Origin of the sequence: Haloferula sp. A504 (assembly GCF_044385805.1) — a bacterium.
In the GTDB taxonomy this organism is placed as follows: domain Bacteria; phylum Verrucomicrobiota; class Verrucomicrobiia; order Verrucomicrobiales; family Akkermansiaceae; genus Haloferula.
In genome coordinates this window covers 1-19,192 of record NZ_JBISBU010000078.1, presented here as the reverse complement: position 1 = coordinate 19,192, position 19,192 = coordinate 1, and the positions used below count along the sequence as shown (strand labels likewise).

General features: G+C 61.0%; 23 protein-coding genes. 18 read left to right on the top strand and 5 right to left on the bottom strand.

Translation table 11 applies throughout. The features are described from left to right. Window positions 1–39: 39 nt before the first annotated feature. Window positions 40–330, bottom strand: a complete 291-nt coding sequence (locus ACG2LG_RS21935; protein ID WP_396262688.1) for a hypothetical protein — start codon at window positions 328–330, stop codon at window positions 40–42. 90 nt (window positions 331–420) lie between these two features. Here ACG2LG_RS21935 and ACG2LG_RS21930 point away from each other — a divergent pair, with 90 nt between their 5' ends. From ACG2LG_RS21930 to ACG2LG_RS21905, 6 genes are all read left to right on the top strand, one after another. Then, the gene (locus ACG2LG_RS21930; protein ID WP_396262687.1) at window positions 421–1,758 is read left to right on the top strand and encodes a S49 family peptidase; all 1,338 of its coding nucleotides are present in this window, start codon (window positions 421–423) and stop codon (window positions 1,756–1,758) included. 9 nt (window positions 1,759–1,767) lie between these two features. Continuing rightward, window positions 1,768–2,664, top strand: coding sequence for a hypothetical protein (locus ACG2LG_RS21925; protein WP_396262685.1), 897 nt, complete (start codon window positions 1,768–1,770; stop codon window positions 2,662–2,664). Window positions 2,665–2,679: 15 nt separating this feature from the next. Further along, window positions 2,680–3,195: a hypothetical protein gene (locus ACG2LG_RS21920; RefSeq protein WP_396262683.1), complete on the top strand. Its 516-nt coding sequence runs from the start codon at window positions 2,680–2,682 to the stop codon at window positions 3,193–3,195. 235 nt (window positions 3,196–3,430) lie between these two features. After that, entirely contained in the window at window positions 3,431–4,942 is a 1,512-nt protein-coding gene (locus ACG2LG_RS21915) for a leucine-rich repeat domain-containing protein (protein ID WP_396262681.1), read from the top strand. A gap of 66 nt (window positions 4,943–5,008) precedes the next feature. After that, window positions 5,009–5,320 (top strand): hypothetical protein, encoded by a 312-nt coding sequence (locus ACG2LG_RS21910; RefSeq protein WP_396262679.1) that lies wholly within the window; start codon window positions 5,009–5,011, stop codon window positions 5,318–5,320. Beyond that, a complete protein-coding gene (locus ACG2LG_RS21905) occupies window positions 5,313–6,104 on the top strand; it encodes a hypothetical protein (protein WP_396262677.1) in 792 nt (263 codons plus the stop codon). Before ACG2LG_RS21910 ends, ACG2LG_RS21905 begins: the two co-directional genes overlap by 8 nt. On the opposite strand, the gene ACG2LG_RS21900 is transcribed toward ACG2LG_RS21905, so the two are convergent. Next, entirely contained in the window at window positions 6,101–6,958 is an 858-nt protein-coding gene (locus ACG2LG_RS21900; protein ID WP_396262675.1) for an HNH endonuclease, read from the bottom strand. The two genes, ACG2LG_RS21905 and ACG2LG_RS21900, sit on opposite strands and share 4 nt — an antisense overlap. 78 nt (window positions 6,959–7,036) lie before the next feature. On the opposite strand from ACG2LG_RS21900, the gene ACG2LG_RS21895 reads away from it, so the two are divergent. The 6 genes from ACG2LG_RS21895 (at window position 7,037) to ACG2LG_RS21870 (ending at window position 11,315) form a co-directional block, all read left to right on the top strand. After that, window positions 7,037–7,462 (top strand): hypothetical protein, encoded by a 426-nt coding sequence (locus ACG2LG_RS21895; RefSeq protein WP_396262674.1) that lies wholly within the window; start codon window positions 7,037–7,039, stop codon window positions 7,460–7,462. A gap of 28 nt (window positions 7,463–7,490) precedes the next feature. Next, entirely contained in the window at window positions 7,491–7,871 is a 381-nt protein-coding gene (locus ACG2LG_RS21890; protein ID WP_396262672.1) for a hypothetical protein, read from the top strand. 23 nt (window positions 7,872–7,894) lie between these two features. Continuing rightward, entirely contained in the window at window positions 7,895–8,296 is a 402-nt protein-coding gene (locus ACG2LG_RS21885; RefSeq protein ID WP_396262670.1) for a hypothetical protein, read from the top strand. A gap of 4 nt (window positions 8,297–8,300) precedes the next feature. After that, window positions 8,301–8,720, top strand: coding sequence for a hypothetical protein (locus ACG2LG_RS21880; RefSeq protein ID WP_396262668.1), 420 nt, complete (start codon window positions 8,301–8,303; stop codon window positions 8,718–8,720). Between the two features lie 277 nt (window positions 8,721–8,997). Beyond that, complete coding sequence (locus ACG2LG_RS21875; protein WP_396262666.1) at window positions 8,998–9,510, top strand: hypothetical protein; 513 nt, start codon at window positions 8,998–9,000, stop codon at window positions 9,508–9,510. A 38-nt stretch (window positions 9,511–9,548) separates the two neighbouring features. Beyond that, the gene (locus ACG2LG_RS21870; protein ID WP_396262664.1) at window positions 9,549–11,315 is read left to right on the top strand and encodes a tape measure protein; all 1,767 of its coding nucleotides are present in this window, start codon (window positions 9,549–9,551) and stop codon (window positions 11,313–11,315) included. A 4-nt stretch (window positions 11,316–11,319) separates the two neighbouring features. Here the strand turns inward: ACG2LG_RS21870 and ACG2LG_RS21865 are convergent, their stop codons facing one another. Further along, window positions 11,320–11,754, bottom strand: a complete 435-nt coding sequence (locus ACG2LG_RS21865) for a hypothetical protein (RefSeq protein ID WP_396262662.1) — start codon at window positions 11,752–11,754, stop codon at window positions 11,320–11,322. 81 nt (window positions 11,755–11,835) lie between these two features. Beyond that, window positions 11,836–12,558 (bottom strand): hypothetical protein, encoded by a 723-nt coding sequence (locus tag ACG2LG_RS21860; RefSeq protein WP_396262660.1) that lies wholly within the window; start codon window positions 12,556–12,558, stop codon window positions 11,836–11,838. Between the two features lie 227 nt (window positions 12,559–12,785). On the opposite strand from ACG2LG_RS21860, the gene ACG2LG_RS21855 reads away from it, so the two are divergent. From ACG2LG_RS21855 to ACG2LG_RS21830, 6 genes are read left to right on the top strand one after another with little or no spacing between them, the layout of a single operon-like run. Beyond that, on the top strand, window positions 12,786–13,517 hold the full coding sequence (locus ACG2LG_RS21855) for a hypothetical protein (RefSeq protein ID WP_396262659.1): 732 nt from the start codon (window positions 12,786–12,788) through the stop codon (window positions 13,515–13,517). After that, window positions 13,514–14,653: a hypothetical protein gene (locus ACG2LG_RS21850; RefSeq protein ID WP_396262657.1), complete on the top strand. Its 1,140-nt coding sequence runs from the start codon at window positions 13,514–13,516 to the stop codon at window positions 14,651–14,653. Before ACG2LG_RS21855 ends, ACG2LG_RS21850 begins: the two co-directional genes overlap by 4 nt. Before the next feature lie 2 nt (window positions 14,654–14,655). After that, window positions 14,656–15,156, top strand: a complete 501-nt coding sequence (locus ACG2LG_RS21845; RefSeq protein ID WP_396262655.1) for a hypothetical protein — start codon at window positions 14,656–14,658, stop codon at window positions 15,154–15,156. 25 nt (window positions 15,157–15,181) lie between these two features. Beyond that, the gene (locus tag ACG2LG_RS21840) at window positions 15,182–16,501 is read left to right on the top strand and encodes a hypothetical protein (protein WP_396262653.1); all 1,320 of its coding nucleotides are present in this window, start codon (window positions 15,182–15,184) and stop codon (window positions 16,499–16,501) included. Between the two features lie 22 nt (window positions 16,502–16,523). Then, window positions 16,524–16,877, top strand: a complete 354-nt coding sequence (locus ACG2LG_RS21835; protein WP_396262651.1) for a hypothetical protein — start codon at window positions 16,524–16,526, stop codon at window positions 16,875–16,877. 16 nt (window positions 16,878–16,893) lie between these two features. Continuing rightward, a complete protein-coding gene (locus tag ACG2LG_RS21830; protein WP_396262649.1) occupies window positions 16,894–17,085 on the top strand; it encodes a hypothetical protein in 192 nt (63 codons plus the stop codon). Between the two features lie 137 nt (window positions 17,086–17,222). On the opposite strand, the gene ACG2LG_RS21825 is transcribed toward ACG2LG_RS21830, so the two are convergent. Next, window positions 17,223–19,192, bottom strand: a 1,970-nt coding sequence (locus ACG2LG_RS21825) for a cadherin repeat domain-containing protein (protein ID WP_396262647.1), incomplete at its 5' end; no start/stop codon positions are given.

Sequence of the window (19,192 nt, the reverse complement as noted above, 5' to 3'; positions counted from 1 at the left end):
CGCTCAGCGGCGAAAATCGTGCATGCCTTCAAAGCCTGGTTACCGAGAACTTCCAGCTGTTCGAGAATCCGAAAAGTTAATGCCGAGAAGTATACTTTCTAAATCAGATTCCAGATAAATCGAAGCAATCCTATTAGCGATTTCAAGATCTCCCTTTTTAGTGTAATCGACTTGCAGGGCTTTGAGTTGTTCAACAAAAATCTTATCAATCCGAGCGATCGCAGTGTCACGTTGCTCCACTAGCTGCTGAGCATCTGGCGGCAGGGGACCTTCAGCTCGTACATCCGCCTGAAAAAATAAGGCGATCAGGAACACTGCCAGCGATTTCATCGCTTCCAACCTCGGTAACTCGAGGACCTCTTTCAAGCCGAAAGCCGAAGGCAGCGCTAGGTTTACGCCCGTTGACACCCGAGGCCGGGCGTGAACCCCCTGCTTCTTCAACACCGGGAGTGGCTGATCCAGCCCGAGGCGCTGGAAGCAATGGAACTCGCGGCCCGCTCGTTCCACGAACGCGGCGCTAGCCTGCCGGGCCAGCCGCAGTCCAACCCGCTCCTTTCCGTCGACGACGGTGTGGGCGTGGTGGCGATCGAGGGCCCCATCCTCCGCAAGCCAGATGCTTTCGCTCGTGCCATCTTTGGTGCAACTGACTCGGAAGAGATCGGAGCCGCGCTCCGGGAAGCGTCCGAGCGCGACGACATCCGTGCGGTGTTCCTCGACATCGATTCCCCGGGAGGCACGGTGGCCGGCACTCCGGAATTGGGATCTGCGGTGGCCAATCTCAATGAGCGGAAGCCGGTCTACGCGTTCTCCTCCGGCCTCATGTGCTCGGCGGCCTACTGGATTGGAAGCCAGGCGCGTGCCGTCTATGCCACCCCCTCCGCCCGGGTCGGGTCCATCGGTGTGATGCAGGTGGTCGTCGACCAGTCCGCGGCGCTTGAGAATCGCGGGATCAAGGTAGAGGTCTTTTCGGTCGGCAAATACAAGTCGATCGGCGCGCCCGGCACATCCCTCACCGACGACCAGCGGGAGTTGATCGGCTCCAACCTCGCGGAAACGGCCGCCGAGTTCCATGCGGCGGTGCTGGCACGCGGCCGCGCGATCCCGGCAGATGCCATGGAAGGCCAGGCGTTCACCGGCCGCCAGGCACAGAATTTCAACCTGGCGGGCATGGTTTCGGACAGGGCGGAAGCCCTGCGGCGCCTTCGCGTCTACCACGCCGCAGTTGACACCGGATCCCGTGCAATGAGCACCGCTCTCGAAGACCAACTCGCCGAAGCCCGCAGCCAGGTCGAAAACCTACAGGCGGAAAACAAGACCCATGTTGACCAGCTGGCCGATGCCCGCGCCCAGGTCGCCACTCTTGAGGACGACAGCAAAGCGCAGGCGGATCTTCTGTCGGAAAGCGCCACCGCCCAGGAGGACTTGCGCGGGCAGGTCGAACTTCTCACAGCCGAGGTGGACACCCTCAAGGCCGAGCGCGACACCGCCACCGGCAAGGTCGAGGAATTTCAACGCCAAGTGGCCGATCTCCAGGCGTCCCAGACGGATTTCGACAAGCGCGTCCAAACCGAAGTCGCCCGAGTGGTTGCCTCCACCGGCACCACCGCACCGGCGCGCGTCACCCCGGCCGGTGACCAGTCCCAGGCCGCCGATCTCCAGGCGCAATTCGCCGCCATCACCGACCCGGCCGAACAGACCGCCTTCTGGCGCAAGCTCACGCCCGACCAGCAAGCCCTCATCCTCAAGCACCAAGCCTGACAACTCGCCATGTCCAACACCCTCACCGACGTCAAAGACATCAAGGTCGCCCAGCGGGCACTCCAGCCCTTCATGGCAAACCTGATGCCCGTCAGCGCGTTCTCGACTGACTTCAGCCCGCTGCCCGCCGACAAGCTCGACACCGTGCGCGTGCCGCTGGTCGGCGCGCCCAGCGAGTCCAGCGACTTCACCGGCGACTATTCGGCCAATGCGGATTCCACGGTCACCGTGGTTCCGGTGGTGCTCAACCGCCACAAGTACAAGACCGTGCACATGACCGCCAAGGAGTCGGCGGAAACCGCACTCAAGGTTCTGGAAACCCTGGTGGAAGCCGCCGCCCAGCAGCTCGCCCAGGACGTGCTCCTCGATATCTTCACCGAGATCACTGCCGCCAATTACGGTGCGCCGGGGATCTCGGCACTCGCCGCCACCTCGTTTGACTACAAGAAGGTGCTCAGCCTGCGGGAAAGCTGCGGCAACGCGAAGATGCCGCCTAACCCGCGCGCGCTGGTGCTCGACGCCGGCTACTACACCAACCTTCTGGCCGACGACGTGGTTGCCAAGAGCTTCAACCTGAACCTCAACGCCCCGGCCGTGACCGAGGGCCTGGTCAAGCGCCTTGCCGGCTTCGCGCTGCACGAAACCACGATCCTGCCGGCTGACCACGCCGAGAAGCTGGTGGGCTTTGCTGCCCACTCGAGTGCGATGGCCGTGGCGATGCGCTACCTGCAGCCGGTGGCCGACTACCAGCAGGCCGGGGCGGTCACCGATCCGCAGACCGGAATGACCTTCGGCTACCTGCGCTTCACCGACACCCGCGCCAACAAGGTATTCGTCACCCTGGAATGCCTCTACGGCTTCGTCGCCGCCAAGACCGATGCCCTCAAGCGGGTCGTCAAACCCTGAACCGCCACCACCACCATGATTCCCTTCAGCAAGACCGGCGACGCCGGCAGCACCCTGAGTCACGTCGTCATCCCCGCGGGTGGCCGCGACCGGATCCGCGTCCAATACGTGAGCGCCACCTCCGACAAGGCGGCGTCCCTGCTCAACCTCAAGGGCTCGACGAGGTCCTCGATCGTCACCGCCGCCAGTGCCTCCAACCAAAAGGTGATTTCTGCGGCCCCCTACGCCGGGGCGGCCCAGGACGACGTGGTGGTACTATTCAGCCTCGCCACCGGCACCGGCATTCGGGGTGTGGTGGATGCGGTGGACGCCGAGGCCGGAACGATCACCCTCAAGGCCAACCTCGGCCTGGCTCTCGCTCCCGGCGACCAGGTCCACCTGATGGCCGCGCAGGGTCAGATCCCCGTTGGAGCAACCACCAAGGAAGCTACTGCTCCCACGGTCTTTGCCGTTCTGGAAGGCCCGGCGCTGCTCGAACTCGATGGCACCTCCGCCTGCCGGATCAACCTGGTGGCGGGGGAGTATCTCTGATCTGCAGCGCCAACCGGCAATGCCCCGGTCCTCGAGCGGATCGTCAAGGCCACGCCGTAATCCTCACTTGCTCATCCCTGGTTGGTCGTTGCCGCCCCCTCTGGAGTGATCTGGAGGGGGCAGTCTGGTGAGGGTCTATCTGCCAAACTCTACTCCACAATGCACTTGCCTTGCATTTCCAGGGCCGGCATCTTCATCGAGTCCAATGCGACTAATTTCTGCATCCTGGCTGCTCATGCCAAACCTGGCTACAGTGTTTGGAGTAGGCATTCTTACCGACCTTTGCGCGGGCCAGTTTGGGCTATTTGAATACGGAGTTGTTGAGGAATCCACGATCGAGATCACGGGGTACCCATCAAGCGCAGTAGGGGCGGTCTCGATACCCGAAGAGATCGAAGGGAAACCTGTCACGTCGATAGGCACCTATGCCTTTAGGGACTGTGCACAGATAGCGTCTGTCGACCTTCCAAGTTCCCTGGTATCGATCGGATTTGGAGCCTTCTCAGGTTGCCGAAGTCTAACCTCGGTGGAGATACCGCAAGGCGTGACTAGGATCGGCGTCTATGCGTTTCAAAGCTGCACAGGCATTGAGAGCATCTTTTTGCCAAGAAATGTTTTTCAAGTCTATGGGGATTCATTTTCATCCTGTAGTAATATGACTTCAATCGAAGTCGATGGAGAAAACCCAAACTATTCTTCAGTAGACGGCGTCCTGTTCGATCAGGACCTGAGCGAACTCATTCGCTACCCGTGTGGAAGACACGGCGTCTATAGTATTCCGCAAGGAGTTACTATTGTTGGCAGGGATGCCTTCAGTTCGTGCCATGAACTCCAAGCGATTCACTTTCCTGCTAGTGTTAACCAGATTGAAGCCCATGCCTTCGAATTTTGCTCCCAGATTACTGATGTCGAGATTCCTGGAAGCGTTGAACAAGTTGGTCAATACGCCTTCTTCGGTTGCTCGAGATTGCGAAGTGTCCTGATCCACGAGGGATTGAGCGACCTTGGGGTAGGGGCATTCAAGAATTGCAGAAGGCTCGCCGATGTTGTGCTCCCTGACACGCTACCGGTGATCAGTGATTCTGCATTCAGGTTCTGCGACAGTCTGGTGACGATCAGTCTCCCCTCAAACCTCTCAAGTATTGGTCCGAACGCATTTCAAGGTTGTGATGAACTTGCGCACATCACAATTCCAGACACAGTCGTCAGCATTGGAGATGGTGCGTTCGGCGCGTGTCAGAAACTAACTACAGCGGTATTTCTTGGAGATGCCCCCGTGCTCGGATCTTGGGTTTTCATTTCTGTTGATCCAACTTTCTCAGTCTACTTCCTTCCCGGTGCGACAGGCTTCGATGCGCCAGCATGGAGCGCTTACACGCCACTTGCCGTGGACCCTGAGAGTGAACCGATGGAGTATTGGCTTGTAAGACACGGCTTTCTGCATTCTACGTCAATGGAAGATGACCTGAACGGTGATGGAGTGAACCTGTTGCTGGCTTACGCGCTCAACCTTGACCCGCGAAGCCCTCACTCTGGGATGCCACGAGCAGAGGTTGATCAAGGCACTCTTCAGATGGAGTTTTATGCGTCATCACCTGGGGTTGTCTACACTGTAGAGTCAAGTGCTGATCTTTCTTCCTGGAAGGATTCAGAGGTGGCCCTTTCTTCCATCGACTCAGGAGGATACAGGATTGCTTCGATTGGAAGCGCTTCCACGCACCGTTTCCTTAGAATCAAGGTAGAGTAGCAGGTGCTTGACCTTGATTTGTCCGCGGAAAGAACACCCGTAATACTTTGACACCCGGCACGAGGCATGCCCCTCGACTCGGAAATCCTCGCCGACCTCCACCAACTCCTATCCGAGCATGGCGTGACGGCCCGTTGGAACGGGATCGACCTACTCGTGCTGGTGAGCCGGACGCGCCGTGACCAGCAGATCGACCTTGGAGGATTTGTCGACACTCCCGACCTCAGTCTGCGGGTTCCCAAGGCCGCATTCCCCGAGGCTCTTCCGAAGTTCGGGGACCGCATCGAGGTGGACGGCGAGGACTACCGGATCGTCCAGGTGGGCAACCATCCACGCTCGCCACTTCTCACCCTCAGCCTCTCCACCACCGATGAGTGACGATGCGATCAGATTCACCACCAAGCTGGGCGGCGGCAGCGACGTGGCGCGAGTCCTGCGACGCTATCCGGAGAAGGTGGCCCGCTCACTCGAGTCCCTGGTCAAGCAGGAAGCGCGTGGCCTGGCCGTCGAACTCGCCCGCAACACGCGGCCCCACGGATTCTCGCAGAAAGCGCGCAAGCGAGGCGAGAAGGCGGTGGCGAAGGACATCCAGAAGGTCTACATCTTGCCCGAACAGGCCTATGAGAGTGCCATGTCGCAGGACATGACGCACGCCGACCGTTTCTGGGCGAACATCCAGAACAGGCGCTTTGCCCGTGCGCGGCAGGCGCTTGCGGAGTCTCCGTCGAAGTGGCGGGACCTACCGCTCGGGCGGCTCGATCCGAAACACCACAAGGCCCGACTCCACGGGAAGGCGAGCGGGGCGGCGCAGGTGGTCACCAGCCGCAAGGCGCTCGACACCTACATCAACAGGATCCAGAAGCGGGTGGGCTTCGCCAAGGGAACGTGGATCAAGGCGGGCAAGGCGATCGGCGGGCGGGTGCGCGGCGCGGCACAGTGGGCCACCCGGCACCGCAAGGCTCCAGGCAGTGCCACGGTGAAGACGGGAGCCAAGCCTTCCGTCACGCTCATCAGCCGGCTCGACTACATGGACGACGTGTTGACCGAAGCCGGCATCCGGCTGGCGATGGAAGTGGCGGCCGGGAGGTTCCGCCGGGCGCTGGCCACTTCGCTTCGGAAGATCAACGAGCGGACGAGACGGAAGCTGCGGCGTGCCGCTTAGGCGATGAAAAGTTTTTCCCGATGATAGGAGAGGTAGACTTCGGTCCCGCGAGGCACGGAACGTCGGAGATGGAGCCCGGGCAGGCCAAACAGCTCGCGTTCTTCCGGGGGAAGCGTCGAAGAGAGCAGCATCCGCCCGGATTCATCGAATGAGACCAAACCCGCGTCAAAAAGTGCGTCCAGGTTGGCTACCAAGGGCAAACCGTTCATTGGGTCGAGGCGTTCCTCGTTTGTGGAATCACGCCACGGCTTGATGTGCGACGCTCGAATTGCGTCGAGAGTAGCTGAACCCGTCACGGCGCAGCGGTGGCCCCAAGTCGAAAGGACGGCAACCCGAAAGGCGCCCTGACCAACTCTTGCGGATACAATGGCATCTTTCGTCGTGTTCTCCGGAGGCTTCTGGTTGATGATCCTCCGAAGATCGGGCGCGAGGGTGCTATTCGAGGTCTGCCTGCGTGCAACGCTCTCGGTTGGGACACGCCTCACAACCTTGCGGTATGTGTCCCGGCCGAGGACGAGTTCTTCCCCCAGCAAGACAAGTTCGTCCTCATTGAAATCCGCAATCTTGCGGACCTCCTTGTTGTTTGGGTCGACTGCCTTGCAAACCACCGCGTAGCCCTCAAGGCCGCCTTCGATAGCCTTGAGGTGATCCATGCGTTCGGGGAATCCGGGGGATTTTCGCAATGGCTTGTCGTAGTAGACCTGCACCCACTCGCTGCCCTCCCGGGTGATTGTTTGATCCTCCCATACCCGCAGGTAGACCCTGTTGGCGACCGGATCGACTGCGCCCCATGACCACCGGGGATTGGCCAGGTTGGCACCAAGAGTTTCCTCGAAAAACCGATTGATCTTCATATCTATCGAAACAGTGGCAGACAGGTTACGGGTTCACCCTGAGGATGCCAGCATAGGTTGACTCCGACTTCATGACAGATGCCCAATCTGATCGAAGATGCCCTCGCCTCGAAGCTGGCCACCTGGCTCGATGAGAATCGCCCGGAGGCGATCTCGGCCACCGTGCCAATCCACGTCGCCAACCGGGACGAACTGCGAACGCGGCCCTGCATCGTGCTGGCCACCTCCGACACGAAGCCGGTGTCAGGCGCCCGCCACACCGCCCGGATCAAGTTCGACGTCCACCTCTTCACCCAGGTCGACGACACGCCCGCGGAGACGAGCGCCTTGTGGGCCTGCGAGTTGACAGGCCTGCTGGCGGATGTCGCGGCGATCCAGGCGGACTTGAACGATGAGACGTTTTGCCTGCACGACCTCCTGCTCCGCGACTCGTCCACGGTGCCGGATGAATCCCGCGGCCGCGAAACTGTGGTCAGTTACGAGGCGGTGGTTTCGGCGGTGTGATGCTCGGTTGACACCCCGGCCGGGGCAAATGGCCGCATCGCTTCTGGGCACCACCGGCAACTGGGGCATCCCCCAGGACGAAGCCGGCATCCTGATCACCGACCTGTCGTTCGACTTCTCCAACCAGGAGAAGCCGGTCCTCGACAAGGGCGGCGAAATCATCGGCCTCGCGCTCTATCAGGAAATGGCCGAGGTGAAGCTCTCGGGCCTCGTGTCGAAGGAAAGCCCGTTCTCCGGTAAGGTTGGAGCCGCCCTCACTCTCGCCAACACCGTGCCCGGCCACCTGAACGGCAGCGGCGGCACCACCATCGTCAGCCAGATCTCCCGAAGCCTGAACAACGAGGACTTCGAGAAGATCGACATCACCGCCAAGTACTACCCGTTCGTCGCGGCGAGTGGCGGGTCATGATCACCTCAACCTGAGATTCTGAGATGAACGCCGTATCCCACCTGTCCTCCACCGCCACCAGCAACACCTGCCTCGCGGCTGCCCTGACCGCAGTCGGCATCCCGCTGGCAGAGAAGCCATTCGTTCGCGTCGTCGGCGACGGCATTCGTGGCGAACGCGTTGTCTGGTTCTTCGACCCGCAGAGCCCGGACGGGAAGTTCCAGACGAAGGAGCTGATCACCGCCTGGAACGACGACGCATGGCACCTCGCCAACCCGGAGCATCCATTCGCCTACATCAAGTGCGCTCTCAAGAACCGGGAGCGCCTCGTCGACAAAGTGAAGCAGGACGTCCCACTGGCCTGTGTGAAGCGCCGGGGCAAGATCGCCCTTCTGCCGCTAGACGCGTCCCCTCGCACCGAGGACCTGTTCCTCCGTCACCTCTGAAGCCATGGAAGATCCCGATCGCCAGAAACTCCTGTCCGCTGCCTTCCACGATGTGGAAACAATCATCGGCGGGCACTCGATGCGCCCGCTCTCGCTGGCCAGCTACGACGTTCTGCTTCGGACCGGAAACCCAATGGTGAAGGGCGAGATGCCCGAGGAGGGCACCCCGGAGTTCACAGCCGCGCTGATGGGGTTTGTCTTCGCCCACTGTGCCCCTTGGCCCGACGTGGTGCGGGCCTCCTTCGACGACCAACGCTTCCGCGAGGAGACGCTCATCTTCTGCGGTGACCTCACCCCGACCGCCTTCCAGACCGCCTTCCAGCGGCTTGAGGAGCAATCGAAACAACTGGAGGCGGCGCAGGTGGAACCCGCATCGGAACTGGGCGGAAAAAAGCCGTCCCCTGCGACGAGCCCGGGTTCGTAGCCGCCCAGGTGTTCGCCATCGCCGCCGAAACCGGCTGGCCCGAGGAGAGGATCCTGCTCATGCCGCTGGCGCGACTCGCCCAATACCAGCACTGCCTGCTGCGGGGGAGCTCGGTTCGCACCAATTGGAGTAGCGTACGAGATCAGGGGTCCTCCTTAAAGGAGAGGCTAACCTTGATTAGGCGCAGGTGGATGGAAGGCGTACCAAGTGAGTTTCCGTTGGCGAGCGCCGAATCTCCTTGAGGTTTCTCGTTCCGCATTTTTTGCTGTCGCGTGAAATGAAAGCGGTTCTCAGCATCTTGGCGGTAGCGAGTGTCGTAGGCTCACTCCATGGCAGCGAGTATGTAACACTCCATAACAATAATCCGAGCGTGATCCTTGATCCCGGTGATGTTGTAGAAGTCCTTACGGCTCGTTACCAAGGCGGATCTTTCAGTCCTAAGCTGAATGTTTCCGTCATTGATGGTCCCGGATTAGGCTTCAGCATTCCGTCAACCACCAGCGACGTGGGGCAGCGACTAGAGGGGAGGGTTTTTACGGGGCTCTCAGGAATGTCCCTGACCGAATACAGTTCAGTGAAGGTGATTGTGACTCTTCGAGTGACGGGACCCAATGAAGGATTCACTTCGGATCCGGTGGTAGTGCCGGTTGCTGGTGGAACAAGATATTCGGTCTCTCTGGAAACCTCTACAGATCTTCAGGCATGGGCCCCAGCCGCACCTGGCGATTACACCTCGACTAGCGAAGCAAGGTTCTTCCGTGTTCGGGCTGTGGTGGTTCCAGACCCATGAGGGGACCTGTTGGCTTCCGTTGACGTGCACTCTGGGGCATGAGCGCCCTGACCGTCACCCTCGGAGCCGACATCTCTGCCCTGAAAAGGGCCATGGCTGGCGCGACGGACCTGGTGGCGTCATCTGCCCGTCGGATGCGCCGGTTGACCAGTGCCGGTCTCGCGGGGCTCGGCAAGGGTGGTGCACTGGCGCTGCAGAAAGGCTTCGCGCTCTCGGGCACCGCGCTCAAGGCAGGGATCGGGGGCGCACTCGCGGGTGGTGCTGCCGCGCTGGCCGGTGGGGTGAAGGCGGTCAATGCCGCCGCGGATTTCGAGCAGACCAAGGTGGCGTTCACCACCCTGATCGGTGACGCCGCCAAGGCCGAGGAGACCCTCACGCGCCTCCGCAAGCTCGGTGCCGAAACTCCATTCGAGTTCCCCGAACTGGCCGATGCGGGCCGCAAGCTAATCGCCTTCGGTGAGGGAGCGGACACCGTGCCCGACACGCTGCAGCGCGTCGGCGACATCTCGGCGGGCATCCAGGCGCCGGTCAACGAGATCGCGGAGCTCTACGGAAAGGCGCGGGTCCAGGGGCGGCTATTTGCCGAGGACATCAACCAGCTCACCGGCCGCGGCATCCCGATCATCGGGGAACTGGCGAAGCAGTTCGGCGTGTCGGACTCCGAGGTGAAGAAGCTCGTTGAGTCGGGGCAGGTCGGATTCCCGGCCATCGAGCAGGCGTTCGTTTCGTTGACCTCCGAGGGCGGGAAGTTCGCCGGGATGATGGCCGCCCAGAGCAAGACCACCACCGGCCTGTTCTCGACCCTGAAGGACGCCATCAACGAAACATTCCTGATCCTCGGCCAGCCGATCAACGACGCGATCCGGCCGCTCATCGCGGAGGCAATCGGACTCGTCCAGAAGCTCGCGCCGATGGCGAAACGGGCAGGCGAGGCGGTCAAGAACGCGATCCAATTCGTGATCGCCGCCTTCAAGAGCGGGCAGATGCTCGACCTGATCGCAACCTCCCTGAAGCTCGGCTTCATCAACGCGGTCAATTCACTGATAAACGGATTCCGCATTGCGGTCGGGTTCCTCTGGAACGCGCTGACGGACGGCACGATGTGGGCGAATCTCGGCAAGCTCTACATCGGCATCGCGATCAAGTTCTACAACAAGATCCTCCGGGGCATGGAGACGGTTATCAATTTCCTGGCCGCGGGAATGGAGTGGGTGGCCGCGCTCCTCATTAAGCAGCTCCTCAAGATTCCCGGCATGGACAAGCTGCTGGGCTTCGGTCCCGAGGACGTGAATACGAACTTCGGAGACCTCTACCGCAGCCGGCAGGACGGGAAGTTCTTCGGCCTCGATCTCGACGGCATGGAGCAGTTCGGTGACCAACTGACCGGCGAGGGGGCGTCGGGACTCGGCGAGCGCCTGGCGGCAGCAGCGGCGAAGGCGATTGAGGATGCCGGTGCCAAGGGCGAGTTCATCGACACCTCCGGGATGCAGGACAAGTTGGTCGGCATCATCCGGACTATTCAGGACGCCCTGCCGAAGCCGGGGGATGCCAAGGAGGCGACGGGCAAGGTCGCGGGAGCAGCACGCACGGCGAACGCTCCGGGTCTGGGCACCCAGCAAGCGAGGCTTGCCCCGATCGTCACGTCCCTGGCCAAGGTGGGTGGCGGCGGCTACTCGTCCGGTGCCCTGGATGCCCAGCGGGAGAACAACCGCCTGACGGGCGAAACGAACCGCCTGCTCCAAGAATCCAACCGGCACCTAAAAGGCATTGGTAAGGGCGGGACCCTGACGGCGGCATTCGGCTGAGTGATTACCTTAGGGCGTCGAGGATCGCACTCCAGTTGTCGCGGTATTTCTCGAGGCCCTTAGTGGAGACTGCGGTATGGAGAGAATCCCATTTCTGGGGCCTGCGCCCATTGTGTCGTGCCAGAAACTCTTTGTGCCTCCTCACCTTGAAGTCACGCAGCTGCTTCCAGCTGCAGATGTAGAAGCGGTCGTTGCGATCCGGCTCAAGGCGGACGAATACCATCATCAGATTTCGAATGGGGCAGATTTTCTTCCTGCCCACGATCTGTTTGCGCCGCTTCTTGTCCAAGGTGATTTCGCAGAAGCTGGGAAGGTTCAACTGCCACGATTCGCTTCTTCCAGTTTTCACCTGAACAAACACATGCCGACCCTTCTCATCCGCGGCGATGATGTCGTAGTGGGGGACGTTGCCGGTGAAGGTCGTGGCGATGAGCTCCATTCGGGAAAGCTCTGCGGCGACGAGGTACTCGCCCGTTTGCCCCACCAGCTTGTTGCTTCGACCCGTGGCCACTGAGTATTCTTATTTCAAATGCTCAAATCCGGGCCAGTCTATCAAGCCCTTGTGTAAATCCATTTGCTTGTGATCAAGTTCAGATAGAGAGGCAATAGGTCGACCATGGAGTTGCGATACTTCACAATGGGATGAGAGAGGAGACGTTGAGAATCGATCACCACCTAGCAATTTGAAAGTGCAAACGTAGTAACTCCTGATCATGGCTCCAAACCCATTCTGAGCATCCACTTCGATATATGTTTGGCGAAATGGACCTTCCTCCGCGACAACCTGAAAATTGGAAAAATTAGCGGTACTAGGAGCCTTAAGAGAATTACGAATGATCTGCTCGGTAATGAGCTTCACTTTCTGGTCTTCGTCCCGAGCAGCAAAAGCTCGTCCAGCCTCCGAGGGAGGATTGGAGGACGCCTCATCGGACTCAGTCAGATCACCACGATCCTCTGTCGGCCCACCTATAAAATCAAGAAAGAAACCGAGCAGAAAAATCCCTACAAGGATCCCCAGCAAATGGGGAAGGAGCGATCGCCTATCCTTGGCGCTTGGCTGCTCACTTGGGGTCGTTGGCAGGGCTTGTGTTGGCTCGGGCCCGTCAGGTTCTTCTTCGATCGATGGTACAACCACGGCTTCGGAACACGCAGGACACTGAATCGATTGCCCAAAAAGCTCCTGCGTTGCGGAAAGATGCTGACCACATGACGGGCAGCTGAACTTGATGGAAGCGGCGCTCATGCTCTCTGACTGGCGAATCCTAGGATTCTCCTATTACTGAGATTTGCGCTAGCAGGTTTAGCTTCCTTGTCGCCCATAGTCAAGGTGACCGAGGCACATGACGCGATTGGTGCGAAGCCCCTCCAAAGCGCTCCCGAAACCTAAGGGCATGCGATTCGGGAACGATGGCTCATGCTCGTCACCACTTTCCCGGCTCATTCTTCAGTTGACGCCGCGCCTCGGCCAAGATGCCGAGACACGTTGCCATCCAGCCAGGCCGCCTCTACCCGCAGCCTGGGTATTCCGTCCAGATCGACAAGGAGGGCAAGTGGACCGCCACCCAGGTCTTCCTGTGCCACCGCAACTCGGCCGTGGCACTCATGCCCCGACCGGGCACGGCCCACCCGGAGATCCCTTTCATTGCGATCTCGCAGGTCAGCGCCAGCATCACCGAGGGCGACCTTGCCGAGATCACCTGCAACTACGCGGGGGCCGAGGAAAAGGACGAGGAGGACGAGAAGGCGAATGCGGTCTACACGATGGGGCTGTCGCTTTCCGAAGAGCCGATCCTCACCCACCAGCGCTACAAGGACCTCGTAGCCAAGGAGCGCGAGGCGATCCAGATGATCGTCGCGGGCAAGGAGAAGGACGACCAGGGCAACAAGCTGCGGGACAAGATTGAGAGCGAACGCGGCAAGGAGGTCCTCGCCAAGATCGAGCGCGGCCAGACGAGCTACTACAGCCCGCGGGTGACGTGGCGTGAAAGCTGGGTCCGCGACAAGCCGGCCGCCGCCGCCGAACTCAACGACATCGGCAACATCTCAACACCGAACGGGCCGGCACCCAGTCTCGCGGGCGGTCGAAACTGGCTGCTCAACGGCGTGACACAGACCCAGGAAGGCAAGTCGTTCCGCCTGGAGATGGAATGGCTCGCCAGCGACCGGGGCGGCTGGGATCCGGAAATCTACAAGGACCCATGAACCGGCTACCGCAGAAGAAGAAGCGTGGCGATCCGATCCTTGCCGAGGACTGGAACACGCTTCTCGATGCCATCGCGGCCCGCACCCCGCGCCCCGGGACCGGTCTGGAACTGATCGCGTCGTCCGGCGGCTTCGCCTACTCGCAACCTGGCAACCTGATCATCCCGCGCCAGTCGCTGCCGCCGTTCTCGGTGATCGGGATCGAGAAGGAGGCCGGCGGCGAAGGAGGTGACGATACCTACCAAGTCATCATCAAGGAGGGCTGGGTGATCGAGCGAAAGCCGAAGACCGAGGACAACCCATCGGTGAAATTCCACATGCCGAAGTCCGGCAGCGGCGAGGACGGTGTCACTCTCGACACGATCCCGCGCCCGAAGATCGAGATGAAGATTGGCGACACCCTCTGGTGCAAGTTCCCGACCGACATGATGGGCGAGATCACCGAGGAGCCAGAGGTGGTCGTCACCTCCGAGGACGAGGACGGCATCCACTACGAGCCGGTCGATCCCGAGGGTTCCGGCATCGATGGCGAATACTACGTGAAACTTTTCAAGCTGGAGGACGACGATGGCACGCCACGGGTGAAGGTCTACCAGCAGAGCGACATCGAGCACTGGGCGCAGCTCTGGACCGGCGAGAACCTCGGCAGCGGCGGGCGGGTCTACAAGGAGCACAAGGAATCCGAGAACATCTTCAAGTTCCGCAGCGTGAGAGGCGACTACGGGATCAAGGAGATGGAGACCAGCGACGAGATCGAACTCGATTTCTATGCCGAGAACGTCGGCGAGGGCTGCCCGGTGTGGGTCGAGCCGCTGGACGACGAAGGGCAACCCGAGGATGACCCGCCGGACGGTCCAGCGAAGTTCCGCTCGATTGATGGACGGGAATCCCAGCCGCAGATCCACGTCAAATGCGAAGCGGCGAATCCGGGCGACCCGCTGCCCGAAACGATCCGCGTCGTCGGCAACGACACTGACGGCGCCATCCTGCTCGACGACGACGGTTCGGTCACCGAGCTGGCCCGCTGGCAGGATGGCCTGGTCACCACCCCCGGCGAGACGACGCTGAAGGTGGAGGAGTTCAAGGTCTGCGTGAACGGGTATCCCGAGACCCGGAAATTCGTCGTCGTTCCCTGACCATGGCCCATCTCATCGCACCCATCACCGTCGAGGGCATCGAGATGTGCTGCGACCCGATCACACGGCGCACCACCGAGATTCTCATCGAGGCGGCCAATGCCATCGGCCCGAACGAATGGGAGATCTACCGTGCTGCCGCCTACGGTGATTCCGAATCCAACCCGAGTGCCGAGAGCGAGGAGCCGGTTGGCGGCACGGTTGTCTTCGGCGTCTGCTGCGGCACCCAGGTCGTGCTGGAGGTCTGGGGCGAGATTGAGATCCTGAACACCGGATACGACTGGCTGGAGGTCCGGCTCAACGGTGCGCGGGAGTTCTACCACGAGAGCACCGAGGTCACCGACGCGGACCCGTGGGGCAAGGTCGCGGTCGGCCCGTTCAACGTGGTGATCAACCTGCCGGACCGTCCCTGCGGAAACATCATCGAGATCGAAGGCTCGACCGACGATGCCATCGCCAACAACGACGTGTGGTGGAACGCGAAGATCGTGTCGATCCAGTGAGCCCGGTTGACAGGCCACCGGGGGCGTGAGGCTCTACGTCGACCTTGAGACGCTGCAACTGATCGAGGGTCCGGGATTCCGCAACCCGATCACCTCGTTGCGCTTCAAGCGGGGCGACGGGGCGCGGCTCGATGTCACCTTCCTCGCCAACGGGACCACGCCGACCGAGATCGGCGACCCCGGCAGCCTGGAGTTGCGGTTCGGGGCCAAGCCACGGGGTCGATATGATGTCGGCTACCTCGTCCACGCCTCTGACTGGACGCTTCCCGAATCCGGGGCCGAGAGCCCGCTTTACCAATGCTCCCCGTCCTTCAACACGGCGGAACTCGACTCGGCGATGCAGGTCGGTTCGCCCACCGGCTCGGAGCTTTCCGAGATCACCCTCATGGGCGAGATCACCTGGCGCCAGGGGACCGGAGACCCGACCTCCACGCGCACCTTCCTGGTCGTCGTCGAGAACGACGTGAACCGCGGGACCGAGGGCGTCCCCACCGATGCGGACCCGCCCTATCCGGCACCCGAACTCCTCCTGCTGCTCTCCAATACCGACTGGCTCGCCTCGAAAGCAGTCCGCTACGACGCGGCACAGACCCAGCTCGACCAGGCGGCCCGCGACCAGTTCTTCGCGAACTTCGGGGCGACCCTCGCCGAGGAGTTTGCGGGTCCTGCCCTCCGTGCGGTCCAGCTTCTTGATGAATACGACAGCGCGTGGCTGACCTACGACGGGTTCAGCGGTGAGGCCTACCTCAACGCCGGTCTGCTGGCAGGGAACCACTTCTCCGGGAATGCGCTCTTCGACACATCGCCAGCCGAAGCCATCAACCTGGACAACCGGGAACTGATCGATTCCTTCGGCTATCCAAGTGCCTCGTGGAATGGCTCCACTTTCTCGATCCTGATGCCGGATCTCACCGTCGCGGCAGTGGCGACGGACACGCTGATGGATACCACCTACGGCGCTGCCGCCGACCTCCAGTATCGCAAGCTGATCGACCTTTACGGCAGCGATGTCCTGGAGTGGCAGTGGGGATACGCCACCTTCTTCGCGCCGGTCGAGGCCATGTCGATTGCCACTGATCAGATCTACGGCCTCTACGACGGCAACCTGGCTTTCGACATCGGAAACCGAAACCTCTGCGACACGAGCGGACAGAACGTCTTCGATTGGAGCGGTAGCCAGATTTACCTGAACCAGGACATGATCTCAGGCCCCTACTCGTTCATCTCGGACGTCTTCGCCTGCTACAACGGAGGCAGCTATCTCTACGGCATCAGCGACACCATCGACCTGACGACTGCCACTTCCATCACCGTGTCCGGGGGCATCATCACCGGCTACGCCTAATCCAAACCAACGAACCACCACCATGAGCCTGCTCGCCAAACCACAAGCGCCGGTCGTCCCGGCATCCGTCCGTCTCCGCCAGGAGGTCGCAGTTCTGTCCCAAGCCCCTCGCCGCGTCGCCGACAGCCTCTTCCAGGCATGGAAGACGAGCTTCGACCTGCTGTGGTCGGAAGCCGGGGGCGTCACCCCAGCCGACCGCATCGCCGCCATGGGAACCAACGCCGCTGAGCTGTTCGAGTCGAGTTCCGCTCTCGTGCAGTTCCTCGTCGACGTGATCGGGGACAAGGACACGGAAATGATCGCGCAGATCCAGCAACGGGTGGCCGCGATCCCCGAGTTCATCGCCCACGAGGACGGCACCATCACGCTGGATTGACAGCAGCCACCGGACGATGCGTCCACCATTCGACATCGAGTTCGCCCTCAAGGGCATCATCGGAACAGCGTCTCCGGTAATCGGCGTCATCACGTCCTTCCAAGAGCAAATCGAGTGGCATCTGCGGATCGCGTCGCTCGTTGTCGGCCTCGCGGTGGGCGTCCTGTCGCTCGTCGCGATCGTCCGGAAGCTGCGAAGGCAGCGCTAGAATTCCCTTTCTGTCGAGGCGCCGCCACGGTCCGACAGGCCTAAATGAGCGGGTGACCGGTATCGCCCCTCATCGGATCCAACCATGGCCCGCACAGATCAAGGCCGTTCTGCTAGGGACGAAATTCCGATCCCGTTCTACATATCGGTGCGATCTACCCGGTAGAATCTTCTGGGCACTCCGATGGAGCCGGCGTCGTGATAGCTCATAATCAGCTCACCTGAAGCCCATACCTTGGGCGACCCAAGGTCATGCCAGTCCCCTGGTTCAAGGGTATCCGAGTACTGCAATTGATAAGAGTAACCCGCCTGGCATGGCCACCCGATCGAGTATCCGCTTGTGGAATCGCCGCTCAAACTCAAGACACGGTCATCTTGTTCCGGTTGATCGAGGACGCTGATGAGGAGAGTCTTCTCACACCTAAGCCCCCCTTGATCGGTGCATCGCAAGCGGACGCTGTAGCTACTCCTGTGCTCGTAGTTCAAGGGCATGGCTGTCTGGAGTAGATTACCGCTGATGGCAAAGTAGCCGTTGTCATCACTACCCTCACCGCCCACCAGCATGTACTCAAACGAGTCGCCGACATCCGGATCGACGGCTGATAGTTCGCCGACAACCGCTCCCGATGCCTGATTCTCTGCAACACCACCGCCGGACAGCACGACGTCGGTTGGAGCTTCATTTACATCCCCGATCACAATCGTCACAGCCTCCTCGTGCCAAAGTCCGCCTTGGTCGGTCGTCCTGACCCGCACGCTGTGCGCGTTTGCCGCCTCGAAGTCGAAACTCTCATCGCTCTGCAGGACATTCCCGACGATTCGGAAGGAGCCGTTCCCCGAACTGCCCGCTCCGCTGACCAAGCTGTAGGTGAACGTATCTCCCGGATCAGGATCGGTGCTCGCAAACGTCCCGATCGGCGTCCCGGCGGGCTGGTTCTCGGCCACGGTTCCTCCGGTCATTGCGAGATCCGTCGGTGCCCGATTCCCGGGGTCCAAGGTCACGCTCGTGGTGTGCCATTCACTCCAGTTCCCGCCGTGATCCTGCGCCTTGGCACGCAACTCGAGAACGGCACCCGGGTCACCGGATATCCGGACCTGCGCGCTATAGCTTTCGGAGGTGGGATGGCGCAGCGGATTTCTCTGGTCCATGGCAAGGCTCCAGGCACCGCCCGATGATCGGACGTCGCCCACAATCTTGAAGATCCCCGACTCGTCCACTGCGCGGATCTCAATGTCTGCGTAGGTGGTAGTCTTCGAGAGTAGGAAGGCCTGAATCCCCGGAGGACTGACCACCGACACCTTAGTCATCTTGGTATCAGGCCAAGGCGGTCCTTCGTAGGCCTCTCCCGACACATGCGGCCCGGTTTCGGGCGCGGCACCACGCTGCGCCCAGGGAGACAGCTCGAAATGCGGATCCCTTGTGTTTCCCGGATTGTTGTTGTGGTGTTCGGGGTACATCGCGATGCTCCACTCATCGTCGGGTTCGAAGCAATTGCTCCAGACCCGGATCCCAGCGGCCTCGTAGGCGTACTCCACCAAGCCGTCACAGCGGATCGACGAGATCATGCCGGCTTCGAGCGGACGCGAGCTTCCCGCCTTCGGATTGATCGCGTTAATGGTTATATACGGATACGAGATATCGGCGTCTACCAGACTCTTTCCCTTCGCGACGATGCTCTTGCGGTCGGCAAAGGGCATGGTGGATCCATAGGTCGACGGAATGTAGGCACCATAATAATCCGAGCCGGCATTCTGGAATTTCTCAATGAAGTTTCCTTCCTGCGGACCCTTATCGGGATTGTTGTTGGGGTCCTCGTCGAAATTGTCGAGCGAAGACTCGAATGTGCGCAGCGTCCCACTCTCGTCGATCCCCGCGACGAGACCCGCATGATTGTAGTTATACCCCAGTTCCAGAAGATCGAACTTGTCATACAGCGCGTCTCCATACTCTTGGGCGAGCGTGTTGCCCCGCTCCGGGCCTGGTCCGGAGTTTCCAGAGGCGATCACATCGACCGTCCACACGCTGGACCACGCGCTGACGTTCCCCGCATTGTCATACGCGCGAACCCGCCAGTAAATCGTGTCATACGGGATGTTCGTTCCCGGGG

What these genes read in the sequence shown, in the direction of transcription:
- ACG2LG_RS21935 (WP_396262688.1), bottom strand. Translation starts at nt 330, where the DNA reads ATGAAATCGCTGGCAGTGTTCCTGATCGCCTTATTTTTTCAGGCGGAT.
- ACG2LG_RS21925 (WP_396262685.1), top strand. Translation starts at nt 1,768, where the DNA reads ATGTCCAACACCCTCACCGACGTCAAAGACATCAAGGTCGCCCAGCGG.
- ACG2LG_RS21920 (WP_396262683.1), top strand. Translation starts at nt 2,680, where the DNA reads ATGATTCCCTTCAGCAAGACCGGCGACGCCGGCAGCACCCTGAGTCAC.
- ACG2LG_RS21915 (WP_396262681.1), top strand. Translation starts at nt 3,431, where the DNA reads ATGCCAAACCTGGCTACAGTGTTTGGAGTAGGCATTCTTACCGACCTT.
- ACG2LG_RS21910 (WP_396262679.1), top strand. Translation starts at nt 5,009, where the DNA reads ATGCCCCTCGACTCGGAAATCCTCGCCGACCTCCACCAACTCCTATCC.
- ACG2LG_RS21905 (WP_396262677.1), top strand. Translation starts at nt 5,313, where the DNA reads ATGAGTGACGATGCGATCAGATTCACCACCAAGCTGGGCGGCGGCAGC.
- ACG2LG_RS21900 (WP_396262675.1), bottom strand. Translation starts at nt 6,958, where the DNA reads ATGAAGATCAATCGGTTTTTCGAGGAAACTCTTGGTGCCAACCTGGCC.
- ACG2LG_RS21895 (WP_396262674.1), top strand. Translation starts at nt 7,037, where the DNA reads ATGCCCAATCTGATCGAAGATGCCCTCGCCTCGAAGCTGGCCACCTGG.
- ACG2LG_RS21890 (WP_396262672.1), top strand. Translation starts at nt 7,491, where the DNA reads ATGGCCGCATCGCTTCTGGGCACCACCGGCAACTGGGGCATCCCCCAG.
- ACG2LG_RS21885 (WP_396262670.1), top strand. Translation starts at nt 7,895, where the DNA reads ATGAACGCCGTATCCCACCTGTCCTCCACCGCCACCAGCAACACCTGC.
- ACG2LG_RS21880 (WP_396262668.1), top strand. Translation starts at nt 8,301, where the DNA reads ATGGAAGATCCCGATCGCCAGAAACTCCTGTCCGCTGCCTTCCACGAT.
- ACG2LG_RS21875 (WP_396262666.1), top strand. Translation starts at nt 8,998, where the DNA reads ATGAAAGCGGTTCTCAGCATCTTGGCGGTAGCGAGTGTCGTAGGCTCA.
- ACG2LG_RS21870 (WP_396262664.1), top strand. Translation starts at nt 9,549, where the DNA reads ATGAGCGCCCTGACCGTCACCCTCGGAGCCGACATCTCTGCCCTGAAA.
- ACG2LG_RS21865 (WP_396262662.1), bottom strand. Translation starts at nt 11,754, where the DNA reads ATGGAGCTCATCGCCACGACCTTCACCGGCAACGTCCCCCACTACGAC.
- ACG2LG_RS21860 (WP_396262660.1), bottom strand. Translation starts at nt 12,558, where the DNA reads ATGAGCGCCGCTTCCATCAAGTTCAGCTGCCCGTCATGTGGTCAGCAT.
- ACG2LG_RS21855 (WP_396262659.1), top strand. Translation starts at nt 12,786, where the DNA reads ATGCCGAGACACGTTGCCATCCAGCCAGGCCGCCTCTACCCGCAGCCT.
- ACG2LG_RS21850 (WP_396262657.1), top strand. Translation starts at nt 13,514, where the DNA reads ATGAACCGGCTACCGCAGAAGAAGAAGCGTGGCGATCCGATCCTTGCC.
- ACG2LG_RS21845 (WP_396262655.1), top strand. Translation starts at nt 14,656, where the DNA reads ATGGCCCATCTCATCGCACCCATCACCGTCGAGGGCATCGAGATGTGC.
- ACG2LG_RS21835 (WP_396262651.1), top strand. Translation starts at nt 16,524, where the DNA reads ATGAGCCTGCTCGCCAAACCACAAGCGCCGGTCGTCCCGGCATCCGTC.
- ACG2LG_RS21830 (WP_396262649.1), top strand. Translation starts at nt 16,894, where the DNA reads ATGCGTCCACCATTCGACATCGAGTTCGCCCTCAAGGGCATCATCGGA.